The 18,085-nt window shown below is 38.2% G+C and carries 19 protein-coding genes; all 19 read left to right on the top strand.

Translation table 11 applies throughout. From position 1 onward, the window contains the following. Positions 1-23 precede the first annotated feature (23 nt). Entirely contained in the window at positions 24-329 is a 306-nt protein-coding gene (gatC, locus tag I585_RS00295; protein WP_010739024.1) for an Asp-tRNA(Asn)/Glu-tRNA(Gln) amidotransferase subunit GatC, read from the top strand. Continuing rightward, complete coding sequence (gene gatA / locus I585_RS00300) at positions 329-1,798, top strand: Asp-tRNA(Asn)/Glu-tRNA(Gln) amidotransferase subunit GatA (RefSeq protein WP_010739025.1); 1,470 nt, start codon at positions 329-331, stop codon at positions 1,796-1,798. The genes gatC and gatA overlap by 1 nt, the downstream gene beginning before the upstream one ends. Continuing rightward, entirely contained in the window at positions 1,798-3,228 is a 1,431-nt protein-coding gene (gene gatB / locus I585_RS00305; RefSeq protein WP_010739026.1) for an Asp-tRNA(Asn)/Glu-tRNA(Gln) amidotransferase subunit GatB, read from the top strand. Before gatA ends, gatB begins: the two co-directional genes overlap by 1 nt. Positions 3,229-3,239: 11 nt before the next feature. Continuing rightward, on the top strand, positions 3,240-4,250 hold the full coding sequence (locus I585_RS00310; protein WP_010739027.1) for a diacylglycerol kinase: 1,011 nt from the start codon (positions 3,240-3,242) through the stop codon (positions 4,248-4,250). A gap of 189 nt (positions 4,251-4,439) precedes the next feature. Then, positions 4,440-5,804 (top strand): 23S rRNA (uracil(1939)-C(5))-methyltransferase RlmD, encoded by a 1,365-nt coding sequence (rlmD, locus tag I585_RS00315; RefSeq protein WP_010739028.1) that lies wholly within the window; start codon positions 4,440-4,442, stop codon positions 5,802-5,804. Positions 5,805-5,806: 2 nt separating this feature from the next. Beyond that, positions 5,807-5,935 carry a hypothetical protein gene (locus tag I585_RS23800; protein WP_010739029.1) on the top strand — a complete coding sequence of 43 codons (129 nt, stop codon included), beginning with the start codon at positions 5,807-5,809 and terminating at the stop codon, positions 5,933-5,935. 23 nt (positions 5,936-5,958) lie between these two features. Continuing rightward, the gene (locus I585_RS00325; protein ID WP_010739030.1) at positions 5,959-6,372 is read left to right on the top strand and encodes a hypothetical protein; all 414 of its coding nucleotides are present in this window, start codon (positions 5,959-5,961) and stop codon (positions 6,370-6,372) included. A 50-nt stretch (positions 6,373-6,422) separates the two neighbouring features. Further along, entirely contained in the window at positions 6,423-7,091 is a 669-nt protein-coding gene (locus I585_RS00330; protein WP_010739031.1) for a 2,3-bisphosphoglycerate-dependent phosphoglycerate mutase, read from the top strand. A gap of 30 nt (positions 7,092-7,121) precedes the next feature. Further along, entirely contained in the window at positions 7,122-7,727 is a 606-nt protein-coding gene (locus tag I585_RS00335; protein WP_010739032.1) for an HAD-IA family hydrolase, read from the top strand. A 133-nt stretch (positions 7,728-7,860) separates the two neighbouring features. Then, positions 7,861-8,244, top strand: coding sequence for a DUF1149 family protein (locus tag I585_RS00340; RefSeq protein WP_010739033.1), 384 nt, complete (start codon positions 7,861-7,863; stop codon positions 8,242-8,244). 240 nt (positions 8,245-8,484) lie between these two features. After that, positions 8,485-9,876, top strand: coding sequence for an L-cystine transporter (locus I585_RS00345; RefSeq protein WP_010739034.1), 1,392 nt, complete (start codon positions 8,485-8,487; stop codon positions 9,874-9,876). A gap of 235 nt (positions 9,877-10,111) precedes the next feature. After that, positions 10,112-10,483: a VOC family protein gene (locus I585_RS00350; RefSeq protein ID WP_010739035.1), complete on the top strand. Its 372-nt coding sequence runs from the start codon at positions 10,112-10,114 to the stop codon at positions 10,481-10,483. A gap of 31 nt (positions 10,484-10,514) precedes the next feature. Further along, entirely contained in the window at positions 10,515-11,243 is a 729-nt protein-coding gene (locus I585_RS00355; protein ID WP_034708238.1) for a metallophosphoesterase family protein, read from the top strand. A 123-nt stretch (positions 11,244-11,366) separates the two neighbouring features. Further along, positions 11,367-12,266 carry a DMT family transporter gene (locus tag I585_RS00360; protein WP_010739037.1) on the top strand — a complete coding sequence of 300 codons (900 nt, stop codon included), beginning with the start codon at positions 11,367-11,369 and terminating at the stop codon, positions 12,264-12,266. Positions 12,267-12,376: 110 nt separating this feature from the next. Continuing rightward, complete coding sequence (locus I585_RS00365) at positions 12,377-14,557, top strand: Tex family protein (RefSeq protein WP_010739038.1); 2,181 nt, start codon at positions 12,377-12,379, stop codon at positions 14,555-14,557. Continuing rightward, positions 14,550-14,999, top strand: a complete 450-nt coding sequence (locus I585_RS00370; RefSeq protein ID WP_010739039.1) for a SprT family protein — start codon at positions 14,550-14,552, stop codon at positions 14,997-14,999. Before I585_RS00365 ends, I585_RS00370 begins: the two co-directional genes overlap by 8 nt. Positions 15,000-15,102: 103 nt before the next feature. Continuing rightward, positions 15,103-16,437, top strand: coding sequence for a UDP-N-acetylmuramate--L-alanine ligase (gene murC, locus I585_RS00375; protein WP_010739040.1), 1,335 nt, complete (start codon positions 15,103-15,105; stop codon positions 16,435-16,437). A gap of 161 nt (positions 16,438-16,598) precedes the next feature. Further along, the gene (locus tag I585_RS00380; protein WP_034708239.1) at positions 16,599-17,078 is read left to right on the top strand and encodes a MaoC family dehydratase; all 480 of its coding nucleotides are present in this window, start codon (positions 16,599-16,601) and stop codon (positions 17,076-17,078) included. Next, positions 17,071-17,757 (top strand): Bax inhibitor-1/YccA family protein, encoded by a 687-nt coding sequence (locus I585_RS00385; protein ID WP_010739042.1) that lies wholly within the window; start codon positions 17,071-17,073, stop codon positions 17,755-17,757. The genes I585_RS00380 and I585_RS00385 overlap by 8 nt, the downstream gene beginning before the upstream one ends. Positions 17,758-18,085: the final 328 nt, after the last annotated feature.

The following is an 18,085-nucleotide window of genomic DNA, read 5'->3' on the forward strand; positions in this document are numbered from 1 at the left end:
TTGACAAAAGAAAGAGGGATATTATGGCAATCAATGAAGAACAAGTGAAACACGTAGCAAAACTTGCGAAGCTTTCTTTTTCAGATGATGAATTGACCGGTTTCACGGATCAATTGGGAAAAATAATCGACATGGTCGAACAACTTGGAAAAGTTGATACAGAAGGTGTGCCATTTACTTCCAATGTATTAGAAACAATCAATGTCATGCGTGAGGACGTAGCTGATGAAGGCTGGTCACGCGATGAGTTAATGAAAAATGTTCCGGAACACGAAGATGGCTTTATTAAAGTTCCGGCTATCATTGACAACGGAGAGGCTGGTGCATAATGGAAAAATTATATGACAAATCAATTGAAGAATTACACAGTCTGTTAGTTTCAAAAGAAATTTCAGCAACTGATTTAACAAGTGAAACATTCACTCGTATTAAGGATACCGAAAAAGATATTGATGCCTTCATTACTTTAAATGAAGAAAAGGCTCTAGAAATGGCAAAAGCCATCGATGCAAAAGGTATTTCAGAAGAAAATGCCTTAGCCGGTATTCCAATTGGTATTAAAGATAATATCGTAACAAAAGGGCTTTTAACGACTGCGGCGTCTAAAATTTTATCGAATTTCGATCCGATTTATGATGCAACGGTTATGGAAAAACTTTACAGTTCAGATTTGATTCCTGTTGGGAAATTAAATATGGACGAATTTGCGATGGGCAGCTCAAGTGAAACTTCTTATTTCAAAAAAACTAAAAATGCTTGGGATCAAACAAAAGTTCCTGGCGGTTCTTCAGGTGGTTCTGCAGCAGCAGTGGCCGCAGGTGAAGTACCCGTTTCTTTAGGGAGCGATACAGGTGGAAGTATTCGTCAACCAGCAGCATTTAATGGTGTGGTCGGTTTGAAACCTACTTATGGACGTGTGTCTCGTTTTGGCTTAATCGCTTTTGCTTCATCTCTAGATCAAATTGGCCCATTTACGCGTACTGTCAAAGACAATGCATTAGCGTTGAATGCGATTAGCGGCTATGATCCAAAAGACGGTACTTCTGCGGGTGTTTCTGTACCTGATTTTGCGGCTGGTCTAACTGGCGATATCAAGGGTATGAAGATCGGTTTGCCAAAAGAATTTATGGCAGATGGGATCGAACCTGGTGTTAAAGCAGCAATTACTAAAGCTGTCGAAACATTCGAGGCATTAGGAGCGACTGTTGAAGAAGTAAGCTTGCCACATTCAAAATATGGAGTAGAAGTCTATTATATTATCGCTTCTTCTGAAGCAAGTTCAAACTTGCAGCGTTTCGACGGAATTCGTTACGGTTTCCGATCAGAAGATGTACAAAACTTAGAAGATGTCTATGTGAATACTCGTACTGAAGGTTTTGGGGATGAGGTAAAACGCCGTATCATGTTAGGAACTTTCTCACTTTCTGCAGGGTATTATGATGCGTACTTCAAGAAAGCTGGACAAGTACGGACGTTGATCAAACAAGACTTCGATAAAGTGTTTGCTGATTATGATTTAATTATTGGCCCAACATCACCAACAGTCGCATTTGGCATTGGTGAAAATATTGATGATCCGATCACTATGTATTTAAATGATATTTTGACGATTCCTGTGAACCTAGCGGGATTACCTGGAATGTCGGTTCCAGCTGGATTCTCTGAAGGTTTGCCAGTCGGGTTACAAATCATCGGAAAACATTTTGATGAATCAACGATGTATAAAGCTGCTTATGCTTTTGAGCAAGCAACTGATTTCCATAAACAAAAACCAGTGATTTTAGGGGGGGACAAATAATGAATTTAGAAACAGTCATTGGGCTTGAAGTCCATGTAGAATTAAAAACAAACTCTAAAATCTTTTCACCTGCGCCCGCTCACTTTGGTGCGGAGGCAAATACCAACACAAATATTATCGACTGGGGTTATCCAGGCGTTTTGCCAGTTATGAATAAAGCTGCAATTGAATTTGGAATGAGAGCCGCACTGGCGCTAAATTGTGATATTTCAAAAAATATGCATTTTGACCGTAAGAACTATTTCTACCCAGATAATCCAAAAGCTTATCAAATTTCGCAATTTGATGAACCAATTGGTCATGATGGCTGGATCGAAATTGATGTTAATGGCAAGAAGAAAAAAATTCGGATTGAACGTGTTCATTTAGAAGAAGACGCTGGGAAAAATATGCACGGCATCGGCGGCTACTCATATGTCGATCTAAACCGTCAAGGTACTCCATTGATCGAGATCGTGTCTGAAGCAGATATGCGTTCTCCTGAAGAAGCGAACGCTTATTTGGAAGCATTGCGTTCAATCGTTCAGTTTACAGGTGTCAGTGATGTGAAGATGGAGGAAGGTTCCATGCGTTGTGACGCCAACATCTCTTTACGTCCTTATGGTCAAGAGGAGTTTGGAACAAAAACGGAGTTAAAAAACTTAAACTCAATCAGTTTTGTTAAAAAAGGATTGACGTTCGAAGTTCAACGACAAACGAAAGTTCTGCTTTCTGGCGGAACGATTCAGCAAGAAACACGTCGTTACGATGAAGGAACAAATAAAACAATCTTGATGCGTGTCAAAGAAGGTTCAAGTGACTACCGTTACTTCCCAGAACCAGATATTCCACGTTTTGAAATTGATGACGAATGGATTGAAAAAGTTCGTGTAAGTTTACCAGAGATGCCTGCATCTCGTCGCGAACGCTATGTGAACGAGTTGGGCTTGCCAGAATATGACTCAATGGTCTTGACTTTGAGTCGCGAAATGTCAGATTTCTTTGAAGAAACTTTAAAAGAAGGTGTCGATGCAAAACAAGCATCTAACTGGTTAATGGGTGAAGTATCAGCTTATTTAAATAGTGAAAAAATGGAATTAGCAGATACGAAACTAACACCGAACAACCTAGCCGGTATGATTAAGTTAATTACTGATGGTACAATCAGTTCAAAAATTGCGAAGAAAGTCTTCCGTGAGCTAATTCAAAACGGTGGTGATGCGAAAGAAGTTGTTGAAGCAAAAGGGCTTATTCAATTGTCTGATCCTGCTCAATTATTGCCAATGATCAACGAAGTGCTTGATAACAATGAACAATCTGTTGAAGACTTTAAGAACGGCAAAGATCGAGCAGTCGGTTTCTTAGTTGGACAAATTATGAAGGCGACTAAAGGGAAGGCTAATCCTGGCGTAGTAAATAAATTGCTTCAAGAGGAATTAGCAAAACGGTAAGGAGCTCGATTATGAGAAAAGCACGACTGATTTATAATCCAGTATCTGGAAAAGAGATCATGCGCAATAATTTGGCGGATATCTTAGATGCCATTGAAAAAGCAGGTTATGAAGCAAGTGCCTTTGCCACGACTCCTGAACCTGATTCAGCAAAAAAAGAAGCAGCCCGTGCGGCAAAAGCGGGATTTGAGTTAGTTGTTGCGGCTGGCGGAGACGGAACGATCAATGAGGTTGTCAATGGTATTGCCAATTTGAAAAAACGACCGAAGATGGCGATCATTCCGGCGGGCACGACCAATGATTATGCCCGCGCCTTAAAAGTTCCACGCAACAATGTCAAAGCTGCGGCTGAGGTGATCCAAAAACAGCAAACAGTTAAAATGGACATTGGGAAGGCAGCAGAAACTTACTTTATCAATATTGCAGCAGGAGGGTCACTGACTGAGCTGACGTATGAAGTCCCTTCTGAACTGAAAAGTATTTTCGGGTACCTTGCCTATTTAGCGAAGGGTGCTGAAATGCTTCCGCGAATCAAACCAACTAAAATGCGTTTGGTATACGAAGGCGGGGAATACGAAGGCAATGCCTCGATGTTTTTCTTAGGATTAACTAATTCAATTGGCGGATTTGAGACCATCGCTCCAGATGCAAAATTGGATGATGGAAAATTCTCGTTAATTGTTGTTAAAACAGCGAATCTTTTTGAAATCGTTCGTTTGATTACATTAGTGCTGAATGGCGGTAAACACGTGAATGATTCAAAAGTTCTGTATGTAAAAACGAGTTTCCTAGATGCTAGTTTAATTGATACAGATAAGAAAATGATGATCAATTTGGATGGCGAATATGGCGGTGATGCCCCGATGCGTTTTGAAAATCTTCACCAGCATATCGAGTTTTATGCAAATACTGATGAAATTAACGATGATGCAATCTTAGGTCCTGATGATCAAAAACGCGAAGCGGGAATCGAGCTCGTCAAGGAATATGAAAAAATCCAAGATGAGGATTCTGAAGAATAATTTTGAAACGTTTCTGTTGAAAGACAGAAACGTTTTTTTACGAAATAATTTACATTTGACTAATTAACTATTCAAAGACAGCTTCTGATTGATTCTTACAAAAGTCTTAAATGTGAAACGCTTAGTGTTATCTTGCTTTTTCTAGTAGAATTCATTAGAATAGATAAATCAGCCTTGAAGGAGAATAAAATGACCACAGTAGAAAAGAATCAAACATACACCGTCACAATCGATGACCTATCTTATGAGGGTCTTGGTGTGGCTCATATCGACGGATATCCGCTTTTTATCGAAAACGCTTTGCCAGAAGAAGAAATGGTAATAAAAGCAGTAAAAGTTGGTAAAAAATTTGGATACGGAAAAGTTATGGAACGTTTCAATGCCAATCCTGAACGCCAAGAAGTAGAGGATCTAGACTTATTAAGAAGCGGTATCGCACCATTAAGCCATATGACATATGATTATCAACTACGTTTTAAAAAACAGCAAGTTGAAAATGTTTTAAGAACTATTGCGAAGTTGCCAGAATTGCCTGTAGCACCAACTTTAGGGATGGAAAATCCAATTGGTTATCGTAATAAAGCACAAATTCCAGTTCAAAAAGTGGATAACAAATTGACGACTGGTTTTTATCGTAAAAATTCTCACAATTTATTACCGATTGAAAACTACCTCATTCAAGATCCTAAAATTGACCAAGCGATCATTACGATACGGGATATTTTGCAACGTTTCAATGTTAAGGCATACAACGAACGTGAAAATACAGGATTTATTCGCCATATCATAATCCGTCGAGGTCACTACAGTCACGAAATGATGGTCATTCTAGTTACTAGAACGGAACGTTTCTTTAAAGGCACAGAAATTGCTGAAACGATCAAAACAGAATTGCCAGAAGTTGTTTCTGTAATTCAAAATGTCAATTCTGAAAAAACTAATGTGATTATGGGACAGTTAGAAAAAGTTTTATTTGGAAAAACTACAATCGATGATACGTTATTGGGCAGAACCTATCGAATCTCACCACAATCATTTTATCAAGTAAATACAGAACAAACTGAGGTATTATACAAAACTGCGATTGATTTTGCCGAATTGGATTCGGAGGACATCGTTGTTGACGCTTATTGTGGCATCGGTACGATTGGCTTATCTTTAGCAGATAATGTGAAACATGTCTATGGTGTGGAAATTGTTCCGCAAGCAATCGAAGATGCGAAGGCAAATGCGAAAGCAAACGGTATTGAAAATGCAAATTACGAAATCGGCAAAGCTGAAAAAATTATGCCGCGCTGGGCTCGTGAAGGAATTGAACCTTCAGTAATTTTTGTTGATCCACCTAGAAAAGGATTGGATGAAAAGTTTATTGAAGCTTCGGCTGCAGTAAATCCAGAAAAAATTGTCTATATCTCTTGTAACCCTGCAACTTTGGCGAGAGATTTAAGAAGATATGAAGATCTTGGTTATCACGCTGTGAAGGTTCAACCAGTGGATTTATTCCCACAAACCTATCATGTCGAATCAGTGACTTTATTGATAAAGGTGGTGTAAGAATGAATCAAAAAGAAAAAATGTTAGAACTGATCAAAAAGAAACAAGGCGGTGGACGTTCAGAAAAAATGGAAACGCCAAAAAATGATCGTAAAAACATGCGTAAAGGACCAAAGATTTATAATAAGTAGAGTCACAGAAAGGAGCCATTCTATTGGGAAATGTTTGGATACAACGACTAACGAAATTTTACCAAAAATATGCATATTTAATGCGAGGACGTTATGGCAGATTAGATCAAATTAACAAAGCCTTATTAATTCTTTGGGCGGTATTGATGATTGTTGACCGTTGGATTCCGTTTTATATCGGAAATATTTTGGCGTTAGCAGCTTTTGCCTTAGTCCTTTATCGATTTTGTTCGAAAAAGATCTATCCACGAAGCAATGAAAACCAAAAATTTACTCAATGGATCGCTCGTATGAAAGATTTTTTTAAAGGAAAAAATGGAACCTATCGTTACTTTAAATGTCCTGAATGTAAACAACAGATGCGTGCACCAAAAGGTCGAGGGAAAATCAAGGTAACGTGTAAAAATTGTCATACGCAATTCGTGAAGAAGGTCTAGTTTTTAAAACTAGGCTTTTTCTGATATTCTTACAACGAGAAGGTGAGAAGATGAAATTAATTTTAGTCCGACATGGCGAAAGTGAAGCGAATTTCGAGAACTATTGGACTGGCTGGTTAGATGTCGACCTAACTGAAAAGGGAATTGAACAGGCGAGAAGTGCTGGGAAAAAAATAAAAGCAGCGGACTTACTAATTGATGTGGCTGTTGAGTCAGTATTAAAACGGTCCATTAAGACGGCCAAAATGATTTTACAAGAGGCCGAAGCAAGTTTTGTTCCTGAATATAAAACGTGGCGCTTAAACGAACGGCATTATGGTGCGTTAGTTGGCAAAAATAAAGAAATCATTACTGAAAATTTCGGGGCCGAGCAAGTAAAAAAGTGGCGAAGAGGATTTGATGAAATACCGCCATTAACGAAGAATAATCATTTTGATCGTCGATATGACATGCTGGATCCGCGACTAATACCTACTGGAGAAAGTTTGCACATGACTTTACAACGCGTCATTCCATTGTGGCAGGATCAGATTGCGCCTAATTTACTAGATGGGAAGACAATCTTGGTATGTGGTCATGGGAATAGCTTGCGTGCGTTGGTGCAATTTCTAGAAAATGTTCCAAAAGACCAAGTTGATCGGATCGATATACCTAATGCAACACCGATGATTTATACTTTTAGCTCGCAGTTAGAAATTACAGAAAAAGAAATTTTATAAAATTATTATGTTAACTTGGGAAGGATAATTATGAATTATATTTGGGATTTTGATGGGACATTGTATGATACTTATCCCATTATGATGAAAGCATTAATGAGGACTTTTGAGGATTTTGATTTGCAAAAGGATCAGGTCGATGTCTATAAAAAAATCAAAGAAGAGTCAATTCGTCAAATGATTATTGATTGGCAGTTGCCAATACCAGATTTTGATCAAACCTATCATCAATATGAGGCCCAGCAAAATAAGGGCTCTTTTCCCTTTGTGGAGGCTAAAGATACACTAAAGAAGTTACAAGAAAAAGGCGGACAGCATTTCATTTTGACTCATCGTACTGTGGAATCGACTTGGCGGTTGTTAAAACGTGATGGATTAGATTCCTTGATCGTTGAAATTATCGGAAGTGATTCCAATTTTCCGCGAAAACCTGATCCGGCAGCAATTAATTATTTTATCAATAATCACCAGCTCGATCGGAGCCAAACAGTCATGATAGGCGATCGCAAATTAGATATTGAGGCAGGAAATAACGCTGATGTTCAAACTGTTTTTTTTGATTTGGATTTTTTGGGACAAGAAATCACAGCTACTTATTTTATAAATAATTTAAAAGAAATGGTACAAATTTTTTGAGCGGAAAGCTATAATTGAGGTAAGGGTGCATTTCTTCTTTTTACTTTAGCAAACTATTAAACAGTTATAAGGTGCAAAAAAACGAATCCTTAATATGATATTATTCTTTTCGAATTAATCAAGGAGGTGCGAAATGGAAATACAACGTGATCAGGAAGTAGTAGAATCATTTAACTACGGGCTTCCTCCCAAAGACCAAGTAGTGAAACAAAAATTGCTGATTAATTTCAGTCCATTAGAAGCAATGGATCCGGGATATCCAGCTGAAAATAGCATTATGGGAGTACGAATTGAATTCGTTCTTCCGTTTGAAGATTTCATCATCGGGGGTGTGTTCTCTCAAGTGATTCATGTGATTGGACGCCAAGTAAAACAGCAAAACGATTTGACAGAAGCTGAGGCGAATGAAATGATTCGTCCAATTTTAAAATTAATCGAACGGATGGTTTATGAAATTACAGAAATTGCTTTGGATAAACCAGGAGTTAAAATTAATTTTTCTTCTAATACAATTTAAAAGTTTTTCCTCCGTTTTGAAGGACATCTAAAAGATTTTTAGATCCCTTTCAAGATGGAGGATTTTTTTCAATGCAAATTGTAAGACAGATTATTTTATCTGCGTTATAATTGATCGTCACTAAAATTTAGGATTCGCGCAGCTACTTTTTAGGGTAATTCACTGAAGAGTGAATACCGGGAACCTTTACTTCCTTTGACAGACTTGTCATTATAGAAAGTTATTTTAAGGAGGAATACAATGACAACTCTGTTCACTGTATTAGTGATCTTAGTATTCGTTGCATTGCTTGTGGCTTTCTACCAAATGCAAAAAAGACATGTAAAATTCTCTAATCGCGTTTTTGCGGGATTAGGTGCTGGGATTATTTTTGGCGGAATTTTGCAACTTCTTTTAGGTAATGGTAGCAAGGTCATTTCTCATGCGATGGAATGGATTGGGATCGTTGGTAATGGTTATATTTCTTTATTACAAATGTTAGTAATGCCTTTAGTATTTATTTCAATCGTCGGTGCCTTTACCAAGATGAAATCGAGTAAGAAACTCGGTAAAATCAGTGCGAATGTTCTAGTTACATTGTTAGCTACAACAGCGATCGCTGCTTTGATCGGAATTCTAGCGGTCATGGTCTTCGGACTCGATGGTGCGACATTTACTAAGGGAGCAGCAGAAACTGCTCGAATCAAAGAGTTGGCTGATCGCCAATCAATGGTTCAAAACTTTTCAATTCCGCAACAAATATTATCGTTTATTCCTACTAATGTTTTTGCTGATTTCGCCGGTACACGTCCAACGAGTACGATTGGCGTCGTAATTTTTGCGGCTTTTGTCGGGATCGCCTTTTTAGGGGTACGTCGTAAAGCGCCGAAAGAGGCAGATTTCTTTGCAAACTTGATCGATAGCCTTTATAAAATTATCATGCGTATCGTAACATTAGTATTACGCTTGACGCCATATGGTGTTTTCGCGTTGATGACAAATGTATTAGCGACAAGTGATTTTGAAGCAATTGTCAACTTGGGTAAATTTATTTTGGCTTCTTACAGCGCATTGATTGTTGTACTATTGGTACATTCAGTGATTCTTTTAGGGGTCAAAGTCAACCCAGTTAACTTCTTCAAAAAGGCTTTTCCAGCTTTAAGCTTTGCCTTTACTTCACGTTCAAGTGCTGGGACTTTGCCTATGAATATTGAAACCCAAACAAAGGCACTAGGCGTTGATGAAGCAACCGCAAACTTTGCCGGCAGCTTTGGTATCTCGATTGGTCAAAATGGCTGTGCTGGTGTTTATCCGGCTATGCTTGCAACGATCGTAGCACCAACAGTTGGCATCAATGTTTTTGATCTAAAATTCATCGTAATGCTGATTGCTATTGTAACTATTAGTTCATTTGGAGTTGCAGGTGTCGGTGGCGGGGCGACTTTCGCTTCACTGATCGTACTTGGTGCAATGAACCTACCAGTTGCAATTGTTGGTTTGGTTATTTCAGTGGAACCAATGATCGATATGGCTCGTACGGCTGTCAATGTCAGCGGCAGTATGGTTGCAGGTGTTGTAACTAGTGAGCGTATCCATGAACTGGATCGTAATATCTTAAATGATGAAAATGCTTCAATCGAAGTAAACTCATAGTTATATTGAAGGCTTGGCTAGCGCGACCAAGCCTTTTTTGTTACACTTTTATCAGCCTGGTTTTTCGTCGTTTATTTAGTACGAGAGCAAATTGGTAAACTGAACTTATGATATATGCTGTGAAATTGAATGATATGCTTAATGAAATTTAGAGCACTGGCCAGTTCACTGGGAAATGATTCTTTTGATTTAAGTATATACAGGTTTAGAAAATTTATTATTTGGAGTGAATAGTTTGTTTAATGAACAAATAAAGGTGATTTTATATGCAAATGATGTTAGAAAAGCTAGCATTTTTTGGCAAAGTTTAGGTTTTGCAGAAATTAGTTTTGAAGAATTAGATGGTTCGCAAGTCGCAGAAGTCGCGATGAGTGAAAATAGTACTACGCATTTGGTTATTTATGACCGGGCATTCATCGAGAAAAATGATGATGAAGTAACTGAGCCTTCTCCGGCCTTGATTTTCGGCAGCGATGATATGATGGGACTGTATAAAGAGTTACAAACAAAAAATGTTCACTTAGGTGACTTGGCTCAAATTGGTGAGGAACTCGTATTTAATTTTGTTGATGCAGATGGTAATTATTTTGTGGTATCAGGTAAATAGTACGGTCTTCGATTGAGAGGGGCGGATGAAAATGAAACAAGTTTTTGTAATTGGTGATGTTCACGGCGAGTACGAACTGTTTCAGGAAGTGCTAAAAAAATTTCAACCAGATAAACAACAGTTGATTTTGATTGGTGATTTAAATGATCGGGGACCTAAAAGCAAGGACTGTTGGTTACTAGGCATGGAACTCGTAGAAAAATATCAGGCAGTTTATTTACGAGGAAATCATGAACAGTATTTTCTGGAATTTATGGAAAGTCCTGAAGATTGGTTTCCAAGCTATTTGTACAATGGCGGAAAAGAAACAATCGAAAGTTTGCTGCACAAAGGCGCAACGGATGAATATTCGCCAACTGAAATTGCAATGATGATCCGCAGTCGTTATAAAAAAATGCTGGATTTTCTGTCGGAACGTCCTTTCTACTATGAATGGGGCAAATATTTGTTTGTTCATGCTGGAGTAGACCTATCCAAAGACTGGCGTGAAACGTCGCCTCAAGATTTTTTATGGATTCGTGAACCATTTCATGAAGGTCGGAATGATACCGATAAGACGATCGTATTTGGTCATACAATTACGCCGATGCTTTATGGCGATATGCAGACCACAGCTCTTTGGCAATCTGATGGAAAAATCGGCATCGATGGCGGGGCAGTCTTTGGCGGCACTTTGCACGGAGTAGTTTTTGATGAGAATGACTTAATACACGATTACGAAATACCGAATAATCATGGACCGTGGCAGCCTGATTTTTGATTGATGAGTGAGATTCTTTTTGAATCTCACTTTTTTTCTAGATTTTCTTGCAGAACCATTCACTAAGTGGCATAGTATCTTAAAAGGATTTTACTTTTACTTAAACTGAGAAAGGGGTTACTTATGTCAGATACTATGAAGGGACATTTATCAGCGAGCTTAACCGTTGTTATCTGGGCAATGACGTTTATCTCCACAAAAGTACTACTAAAAGATTTTTTACCGATCGAAATACTGTTCATTCGTTTTTTGATTGGTTTTATCGTCTTGACGATCGCTTCACGGAAAATCTTGCCGTTTAAGAGTTGGCGCGAGGAAGGATATTTTATGATCGCGGGCTTGTTTGGTGTCTTTTTGTATTATTACTTGGAAAATGTTGCCTTGACCTATACTTTAGCAATGAACGTAGGAATCATCGGGTCGGTCAGCCCATTCATGACAGCATTGATCAGCCGCTTTATTTTAAAACAAGGGAAAATTCCAAGAGTCTTTGTTTTAGGATTCATTTGTTCGATGATCGGTATTGCTCTGATCAGTTTTTCAGGTACGATCAACGTCAACCCGCTCGGGGATGGTCTGGCATTAATCGCCACGGTTTGCTGGGCTTCGTATTCCTTGATCATAAAAAAAATCAGCACTTTCGGATATGGGACAATCGTCACGACCCAGCGGATCTTTTTTTATGGACTGTTGTTTATGCTGCCAGTCTTATTAATTACTCTAGATTCTTTTGATGTTTCTCGTTTTGGACAGGTCGGGAACCTCGGAAATCTATTATTTTTAGGTGTTGGAGCCTCGGCTTTGTGCTTTGTCACTTGGAATTTTTCAGTGAAAAATCTTGGAGCTGTTCGAGCAACAGTATATATTTATACGATTCCTATGCTGACAACCTTAGCATCAGTCTTAATTTTAGGTGAAACATTAACTATCAAAACCTTCTTCGGAATTTTATTGACGCTTGCAGGGTTGGTTTTATCAGAATTACCAAATCTGCTGCGTCAGAGAAAAAGAACGAATATTTAAAAGTTCCTTCATTGCTGAGAGGCGTGAAGGTTTTTCAATTTGAAGGAAGAAGCAAATTTAAGAGAAGTGTGATAAAATAAATAGGATTTTGGATGAAATGAGGAATTGAAATGGCAGAAAGTTTGAACCAAGAAATCATTCAACTACTGAATAAGGAGTTGACGGGCTACCGTCCGCAACAAATTAATGTCGTATTAAAATTATTAACAGAAGGCAATACAGTGCCGTTCATTGCCCGTTACCGTAAAGAAATGACCGGAACGTTGGATGAGGTACAGATTCGTGAGATCGAGGAACGTTATAACTATTTAGAAAACCTAGAAAAGCGTAAACAAGAAGTTTTGCGCTTAATTGATGAACAAGGAAAACTGACTGAGGAATTAGCGCAGAAAATTCAACAGGCTGTAAAAGTTCAAAAAGTGGAAGATTTATACCGACCATACAAACAAAAACGTCGTACAAAAGCGACAATCGCGAAAGAAAATGGCTTAGAGCCTTTAGCTGAATATCTATTGAGTTTTCCGCAAACTGGCGATGTTTATGCAAAAGCAAGTGAGTTTGTTACTGAAAATATCACGACCGCGGATGAAGCATTGCAAGGGGCTCATGAGATCGTTGCGGAACAAATTAGTGATAATCCTGATTTTCGTACTTGGATCCGTAATTTCACCAAGAAAAATGGTATCTATCAAAGCAAGGTCAAAGATGAAGACAAGGACGAAAAAGGCGTTTATGAGATGTATTATGATTTTGCTGAACCAATCAACAAAATGGTCTCTCACCGTGTGTTAGCTTCTAATCGTGGGGAAAAGGAAGAAATCTTAAAGGTCGCGATTGTGGTTGAAGAAGAAAAAATCTTTGATTACTTAGAACGTCAATCAGTGAAAAATAATCGTGCGATTACGGTAGAATTTGTTCGTGAGGCGTATAAAGACAGCTATAAACGTTTTATTGGTCCAGCGATTGAACGGGAAATTCGTAATGAGTTGACAGAAGATGCAGATGAACAAGCGATTAATATTTTTGGAGAAAACCTGCGCAACTTATTATTGCAGTCACCACTAAAAGGAAAAGTTGTATTGGGATTCGACCCGGCTTACAGAACAGGTTGTAAGTTAGCGGTTGTTGATGAAACAGGAAAAGTGTTGGCAATCGAGGTTATTTATCCTCACAAGCCTGCGGCACAAGCAAAGCGTCAAGCGGCTGGTCCCGCTTTTCAAGCATTAATCAAAAAATACGATGTTGAGATGGTAGCGATTGGAAACGGAACGGCTAGTCGCGAGTCTGAATTATTTGTAGCTGAGCAATTGAAACAGGTGGAAAAGGAAGTTTTTTATGTGATCGTCAATGAAGCCGGAGCTTCAGTGTATTCGGCTAGTGACATTGCACGGGCAGAATTTCCTGATCTGCAAGTCGAAGAGCGCAGTGCTGTCAGCATTGCTCGACGTTTGCAAGATCCTTTGTCAGAATTAGTAAAAATTGATCCTAAAGCGGTTGGCGTTGGTCAATATCAACATGATGTGTCACAGAAACGTCTATCGGAGCGGTTAGATTTTGTAGTGGAAACGGCAGTTAACCAAGTCGGAGTGAACGTCAATACAGCAAGTTCACAGTTATTGCAGTATGCTTCTGGTTTAAATAAAACGACGGCTCAAAATATTGTGAAATACCGTGAGGAAAATGGTGCTTTTATTTCACGCCCGCAATTGAAAAAGGTTCCTCGCTTAGGACCTAAAGCTTACGAACAAGCGATAGGCTTCTTACGAATTCCCGGAGCAAAAAATATTTTGGACACGACAGCGATTCACCCAGAAAGTTATAGTAGCGCGAAAGAAATCCTAGCGTTGGCAGCCGTTGATTTAAAAACTTTAGGTTCTTCAGAAGCTACAGAAAAGATTAAGGCCTTGGATTTAAATCAATTACACCAAGCACTTGAAATTGGTAAAGAAACGATCAAAGATATTTTACAAGCATTGGTTCAACCTGGCCGTGATATGCGTGATGAAATGCCAGCTCCATTATTGCGTCAAGATGTCTTGACGATGGCAGATTTGCAGCCAGGAATGGAAATGCAAGGAACAGTTCGGAACGTGATTGATTTTGGCGCATTTGTTGATATCGGAGTGAAGCAGGATGGTTTGGTTCACATATCTAAATTGAGTAAAAATTACGTGAAACATCCGACAGATGTTGTATCGGTTGGTGATGTAGTAACTGTTTGGGTTGAGGCCATTGATGTGAAAAAAGGCCGCATAAGTTTAACTATGGTTCAAAGTGATAAAAATGACTGATCAAGAATTACAGATCCTAGTCGAAAAGATTTCGCAAGAATCTTTTCGACTGCCATTTTGTCACAAGGCTAGTTTTAATCGACGTTTAAAGACGACGGGTGGCCGCTATCACTTAAATAGCCACAATCTAGATTTTAATCAGTTGGTTTTTGAAAAGTATGGAGAGGCTGAATTGATCAAAGTTATTAAACATGAGCTTTGTCACTATCATCTACATTTGGCGAATCGCGGCTATCAGCATAAGGATCTAGAGTTTAAGCAATTACTGAAACGAACAGGAGGAACTCGGTTTGCTCCACCGTTAGCAGCAACCGTTTATCAAGTTTATCAATGTCAAAAGTGTCAACAAGAAATTAAACGTCGTCGTAGAATTAATACGAAACGATACGTATGTGGAAATTGTCAGGGAAAATTAAAATTTTTGAAGACAATTGAGGCTTAAAAAGAGCACATGCGTTATAGAGAATAAAAGATTGCTATTTTTTCGGTTTTATATGATAATGTGAACCGCAAACAATTTTGTACATATAAGGAAGAGGATAAAAATGAATAAAAAAGATACACTTTATCATTTTGTTGGAATCAAAGGATCAGGCATGAGTTCATTAGCATTGGTCTTACATGAAAAAGGTTACGATGTACAAGGTTCTGACGTCGAAAAATATTTTTTCACACAACGTGATTTAGAAAAAGCCGGCATTACTATTTTGCCATTTAGCAAAGACAACATTAAGGAAGGTATGACGATCATTCAGGGAAATGCCTTTCCAGATACTCACGAAGAAATCGCTCAAGCGAAAAAAATGGGTCTAGAGATTATTCGTTACCACGACTTTATCGGTCAATTTATTCAACCTTACACAAGTATCGCAGTAACAGGTTCACACGGTAAAACAAGTACTACAGGTTTGCTTGCCCATGTGTTGAATGGTTTAGCACCAACTAGTTACTTGATTGGCGATGGTACAGGCCACGGGGAGCCCGATGCAACATTCTTTGCATTCGAAGCTTGTGAATATCAACGTCACTTCTTGGCGTACGCACCTGATTATTCAATTATGACCAATATCGACTTTGATCATCCGGATTATTTCAAGAGTATTGATGATGTTTTCGAAGCTTTTCAAACATTAGCTTCACAAGTCAAAAAAGGTATTTTTGCTTACGGGGATGATGAATATTTACGTAAGTTGAAAGCCGATGTGCCGATCTATTACTATGGCTTATCTGAAAATGATGATATCCAAGCACGTAACATTGTTCGAACGACTAAAGGTTCTGCTTTTGATGTTTATCACAATGAGAAATTCATCGGACGTTTTTCAGTGCCTTCATTTGGTAAACACAATATTTTAAATGCTTTATCAGTGATTGCCGTTGCTTATTTCGAAGGCTTAGATATGGATAAGGTAAAAGAAGAAATGTTGACTTTCTCTGGCGTGAAACGCCGTTTTACAGAGAAAAAAGTTGCTGACATGATCATTGTTGATGACTATGCGCATCATCCAGCTGAAATCAAAGCTACAATTGATGCAGCGCGTCAAAAATATCCTGAGAAGGAATTGATTGCGGTATTCCAACCACACACCTTTACTCGGACGATTGCTTTGATGGATGAATTCGCTGAAGCATTAGATCGTGCCGATAAAGTTTATCTATGCGATATTTTTTCATCAGCCCGTGAAACAGCTGGCGATGTAAAAATTGAGGACTTAGGCGATAAAATCCAAAAAGGCGGACAAGTGATCAAAGAAGAGAACATGTCTCCGCTGTTAGATCATGAAAATGCAGTTGTTATCTTTATGGGCGCCGGCGATGTTCAAAAATTTGAGCGTGCGTACGAAAACCTTTTGAGTAATACAACACGCAACGTATTATAATTAGAAAAGAAGGGTTCGGACATTTTTTTGTCAGAACCCTTCTTTTAACAATACGAGATCGATCAAAATTTTTACTTTAGAAATCCTTATACTAAACTAGGTACAAACTTGTGTTTTACTTGCTTTCTGATAAAATAATGAGTAGAAACAATACGGAGGGAATGGACTTGTATAATATGAAGGCTCGGAAAATAGGCAAGACGATAGACGAAATTGAGGAAGGTGACTCGTTATCGTTAACGGAATCGATCGAAGATAATCAGATTCTTTTATATTTAGGTTTGACAAATGATGCAAATCCTTTGTATATCCAACATGATTATGTGAAAGAAACTGAATATGAACAACCGCTTGTACCATCCATCATGTTGATGGGGATTATCACAAGTGCGATTTCAAAACATTTACCAGGACCGGGTTCTCATGTAGTGAATTTCTCGATTAATTTTATTGATCCGGTCTTTCACTATGAAACATTGACCTTTGAGTTTGAAGTCATTAAAGTGGATAAAATGAAAGATGTTGTCACTATCTCTGTTGAAGCTGTAGAAGCCACAGATAACGAAGAAAAACGCATCTTGGATGCTGTGGTCATGGTGAAACCGCCGCAAGCACAAATAGGAGATGATATAAATGAATAATCAAGAAACAACACGCATTTACGGATTGAATCGTTTCTACGGAAAAATTTATGCTTTTCTTGCATTAGGAATCGGAATTAGTGCTGTAATATCATATATGGCATTAGGCCCTTGGATGTTTCAAGTACAAAGCTTTATCAATAATTTTCCTTTAGGCTTCTGGGGAATCTGGATTGCTGAGATTGCTCTTGTTGTCTTTCTTGGAATCAAAGCACAGAAGAATCCCACATTAGCAATCGGTGGATTCATCGTATATTCTGCGCTGAATGGTCTAACACTAGCAGTTACATTAGCAATGTATGACTTAGGAACAGTCACTCAGGCATTTGTTACTGCATCAGCAACATTTTTAGTCATGTCATTAGTTGGTTCATTTACTAAACGCGATTTATCAGCAATTGGCCGCGCAGGTTTAAGCTGCTTGTTAGGGATTATTATTGCGATGTTGCTGAATGTATTTCTATTACAAAGCAGTGCAGTTGAATTCTTTATTTCTATCTTAATGGTAGTGGTTATGTCAGGAATTACAGCTTATGATAATCAAATGATTCGCAAGATTTATCTTGGATCAAATGGCGAAGTTGGAAATGGTGTAGCAGTTTTCATGGCGTTACAACTTTATTTAGACTTTATCAACCTGTTTATCTCATTCCTGCGAATTTTTGGAAGTAGTAAATAGTAAGTAGAGGCGAGTGATCGCCTCTTTTTTATGTCATTGACTGAAGATAAGAATCTTGAAAAAATCGGCTTCATTCTTTTCATTTCATTAAATACTTTGTTAGAATGAAACATGAGAATCAACAAGCATCGTTCCATATTTTGTCCAAACAATGGAACTGAATCCGCAAAGAATTTTTAACTAAAATGATAATGAGTCTATTCGGTTAGCCGATATACATGGAGAACATTACGTTTTTAAGTAATAAAAAATTATCCTTAATAGAAGTTAGGATGCCAGTCGAACTTTTCCAGTTGTCGCTATAAATAAATTATCTAATGAATTTTTT

The sequence above is a fragment of the Enterococcus malodoratus ATCC 43197 genome, from assembly GCF_000407185.1.
Classification (GTDB): Bacteria; Bacillota; Bacilli; order Lactobacillales; family Enterococcaceae; genus Enterococcus_A; species Enterococcus_A malodoratus.

Excerpts from the sequence above, each read along its gene's own strand:
- I585_RS00345 (WP_010739034.1), top strand. The coding sequence starts at position 8,485 with ATGACAACTCTGTTCACTGTATTAGTGATCTTAGTATTCGTTGCATTG.
- I585_RS00335 (WP_010739032.1), top strand. The coding sequence starts at position 7,122 with ATGAATTATATTTGGGATTTTGATGGGACATTGTATGATACTTATCCC.
- murC (WP_010739040.1), top strand. The coding sequence starts at position 15,103 with ATGAATAAAAAAGATACACTTTATCATTTTGTTGGAATCAAAGGATCA.
- I585_RS23800 (WP_010739029.1), top strand. The coding sequence starts at position 5,807 with ATGAATCAAAAAGAAAAAATGTTAGAACTGATCAAAAAGAAACAAGGC.
- I585_RS00355 (WP_034708238.1), top strand. The coding sequence starts at position 10,515 with ATGAAACAAGTTTTTGTAATTGGTGATGTTCACGGCGAGTACGAACTG.
- gatC (WP_010739024.1), top strand. The coding sequence starts at position 24 with ATGGCAATCAATGAAGAACAAGTGAAACACGTAGCAAAACTTGCGAAG.
- rlmD (WP_010739028.1), top strand. The coding sequence starts at position 4,440 with ATGACCACAGTAGAAAAGAATCAAACATACACCGTCACAATCGATGAC.
- I585_RS00370 (WP_010739039.1), top strand. The coding sequence starts at position 14,550 with ATGACTGATCAAGAATTACAGATCCTAGTCGAAAAGATTTCGCAAGAA.
- I585_RS00330 (WP_010739031.1), top strand. The coding sequence starts at position 6,423 with ATGAAATTAATTTTAGTCCGACATGGCGAAAGTGAAGCGAATTTCGAG.
- I585_RS00340 (WP_010739033.1), top strand. The coding sequence starts at position 7,861 with ATGGAAATACAACGTGATCAGGAAGTAGTAGAATCATTTAACTACGGG.
- I585_RS00310 (WP_010739027.1), top strand. The coding sequence starts at position 3,240 with ATGAGAAAAGCACGACTGATTTATAATCCAGTATCTGGAAAAGAGATC.
- gatB (WP_010739026.1), top strand. The coding sequence starts at position 1,798 with ATGAATTTAGAAACAGTCATTGGGCTTGAAGTCCATGTAGAATTAAAA.
- I585_RS00365 (WP_010739038.1), top strand. The coding sequence starts at position 12,377 with ATGGCAGAAAGTTTGAACCAAGAAATCATTCAACTACTGAATAAGGAG.
- I585_RS00385 (WP_010739042.1), top strand. The coding sequence starts at position 17,071 with ATGAATAATCAAGAAACAACACGCATTTACGGATTGAATCGTTTCTAC.
- I585_RS00360 (WP_010739037.1), top strand. The coding sequence starts at position 11,367 with ATGTCAGATACTATGAAGGGACATTTATCAGCGAGCTTAACCGTTGTT.
- I585_RS00380 (WP_034708239.1), top strand. The coding sequence starts at position 16,599 with ATGGACTTGTATAATATGAAGGCTCGGAAAATAGGCAAGACGATAGAC.
- gatA (WP_010739025.1), top strand. The coding sequence starts at position 329 with ATGGAAAAATTATATGACAAATCAATTGAAGAATTACACAGTCTGTTA.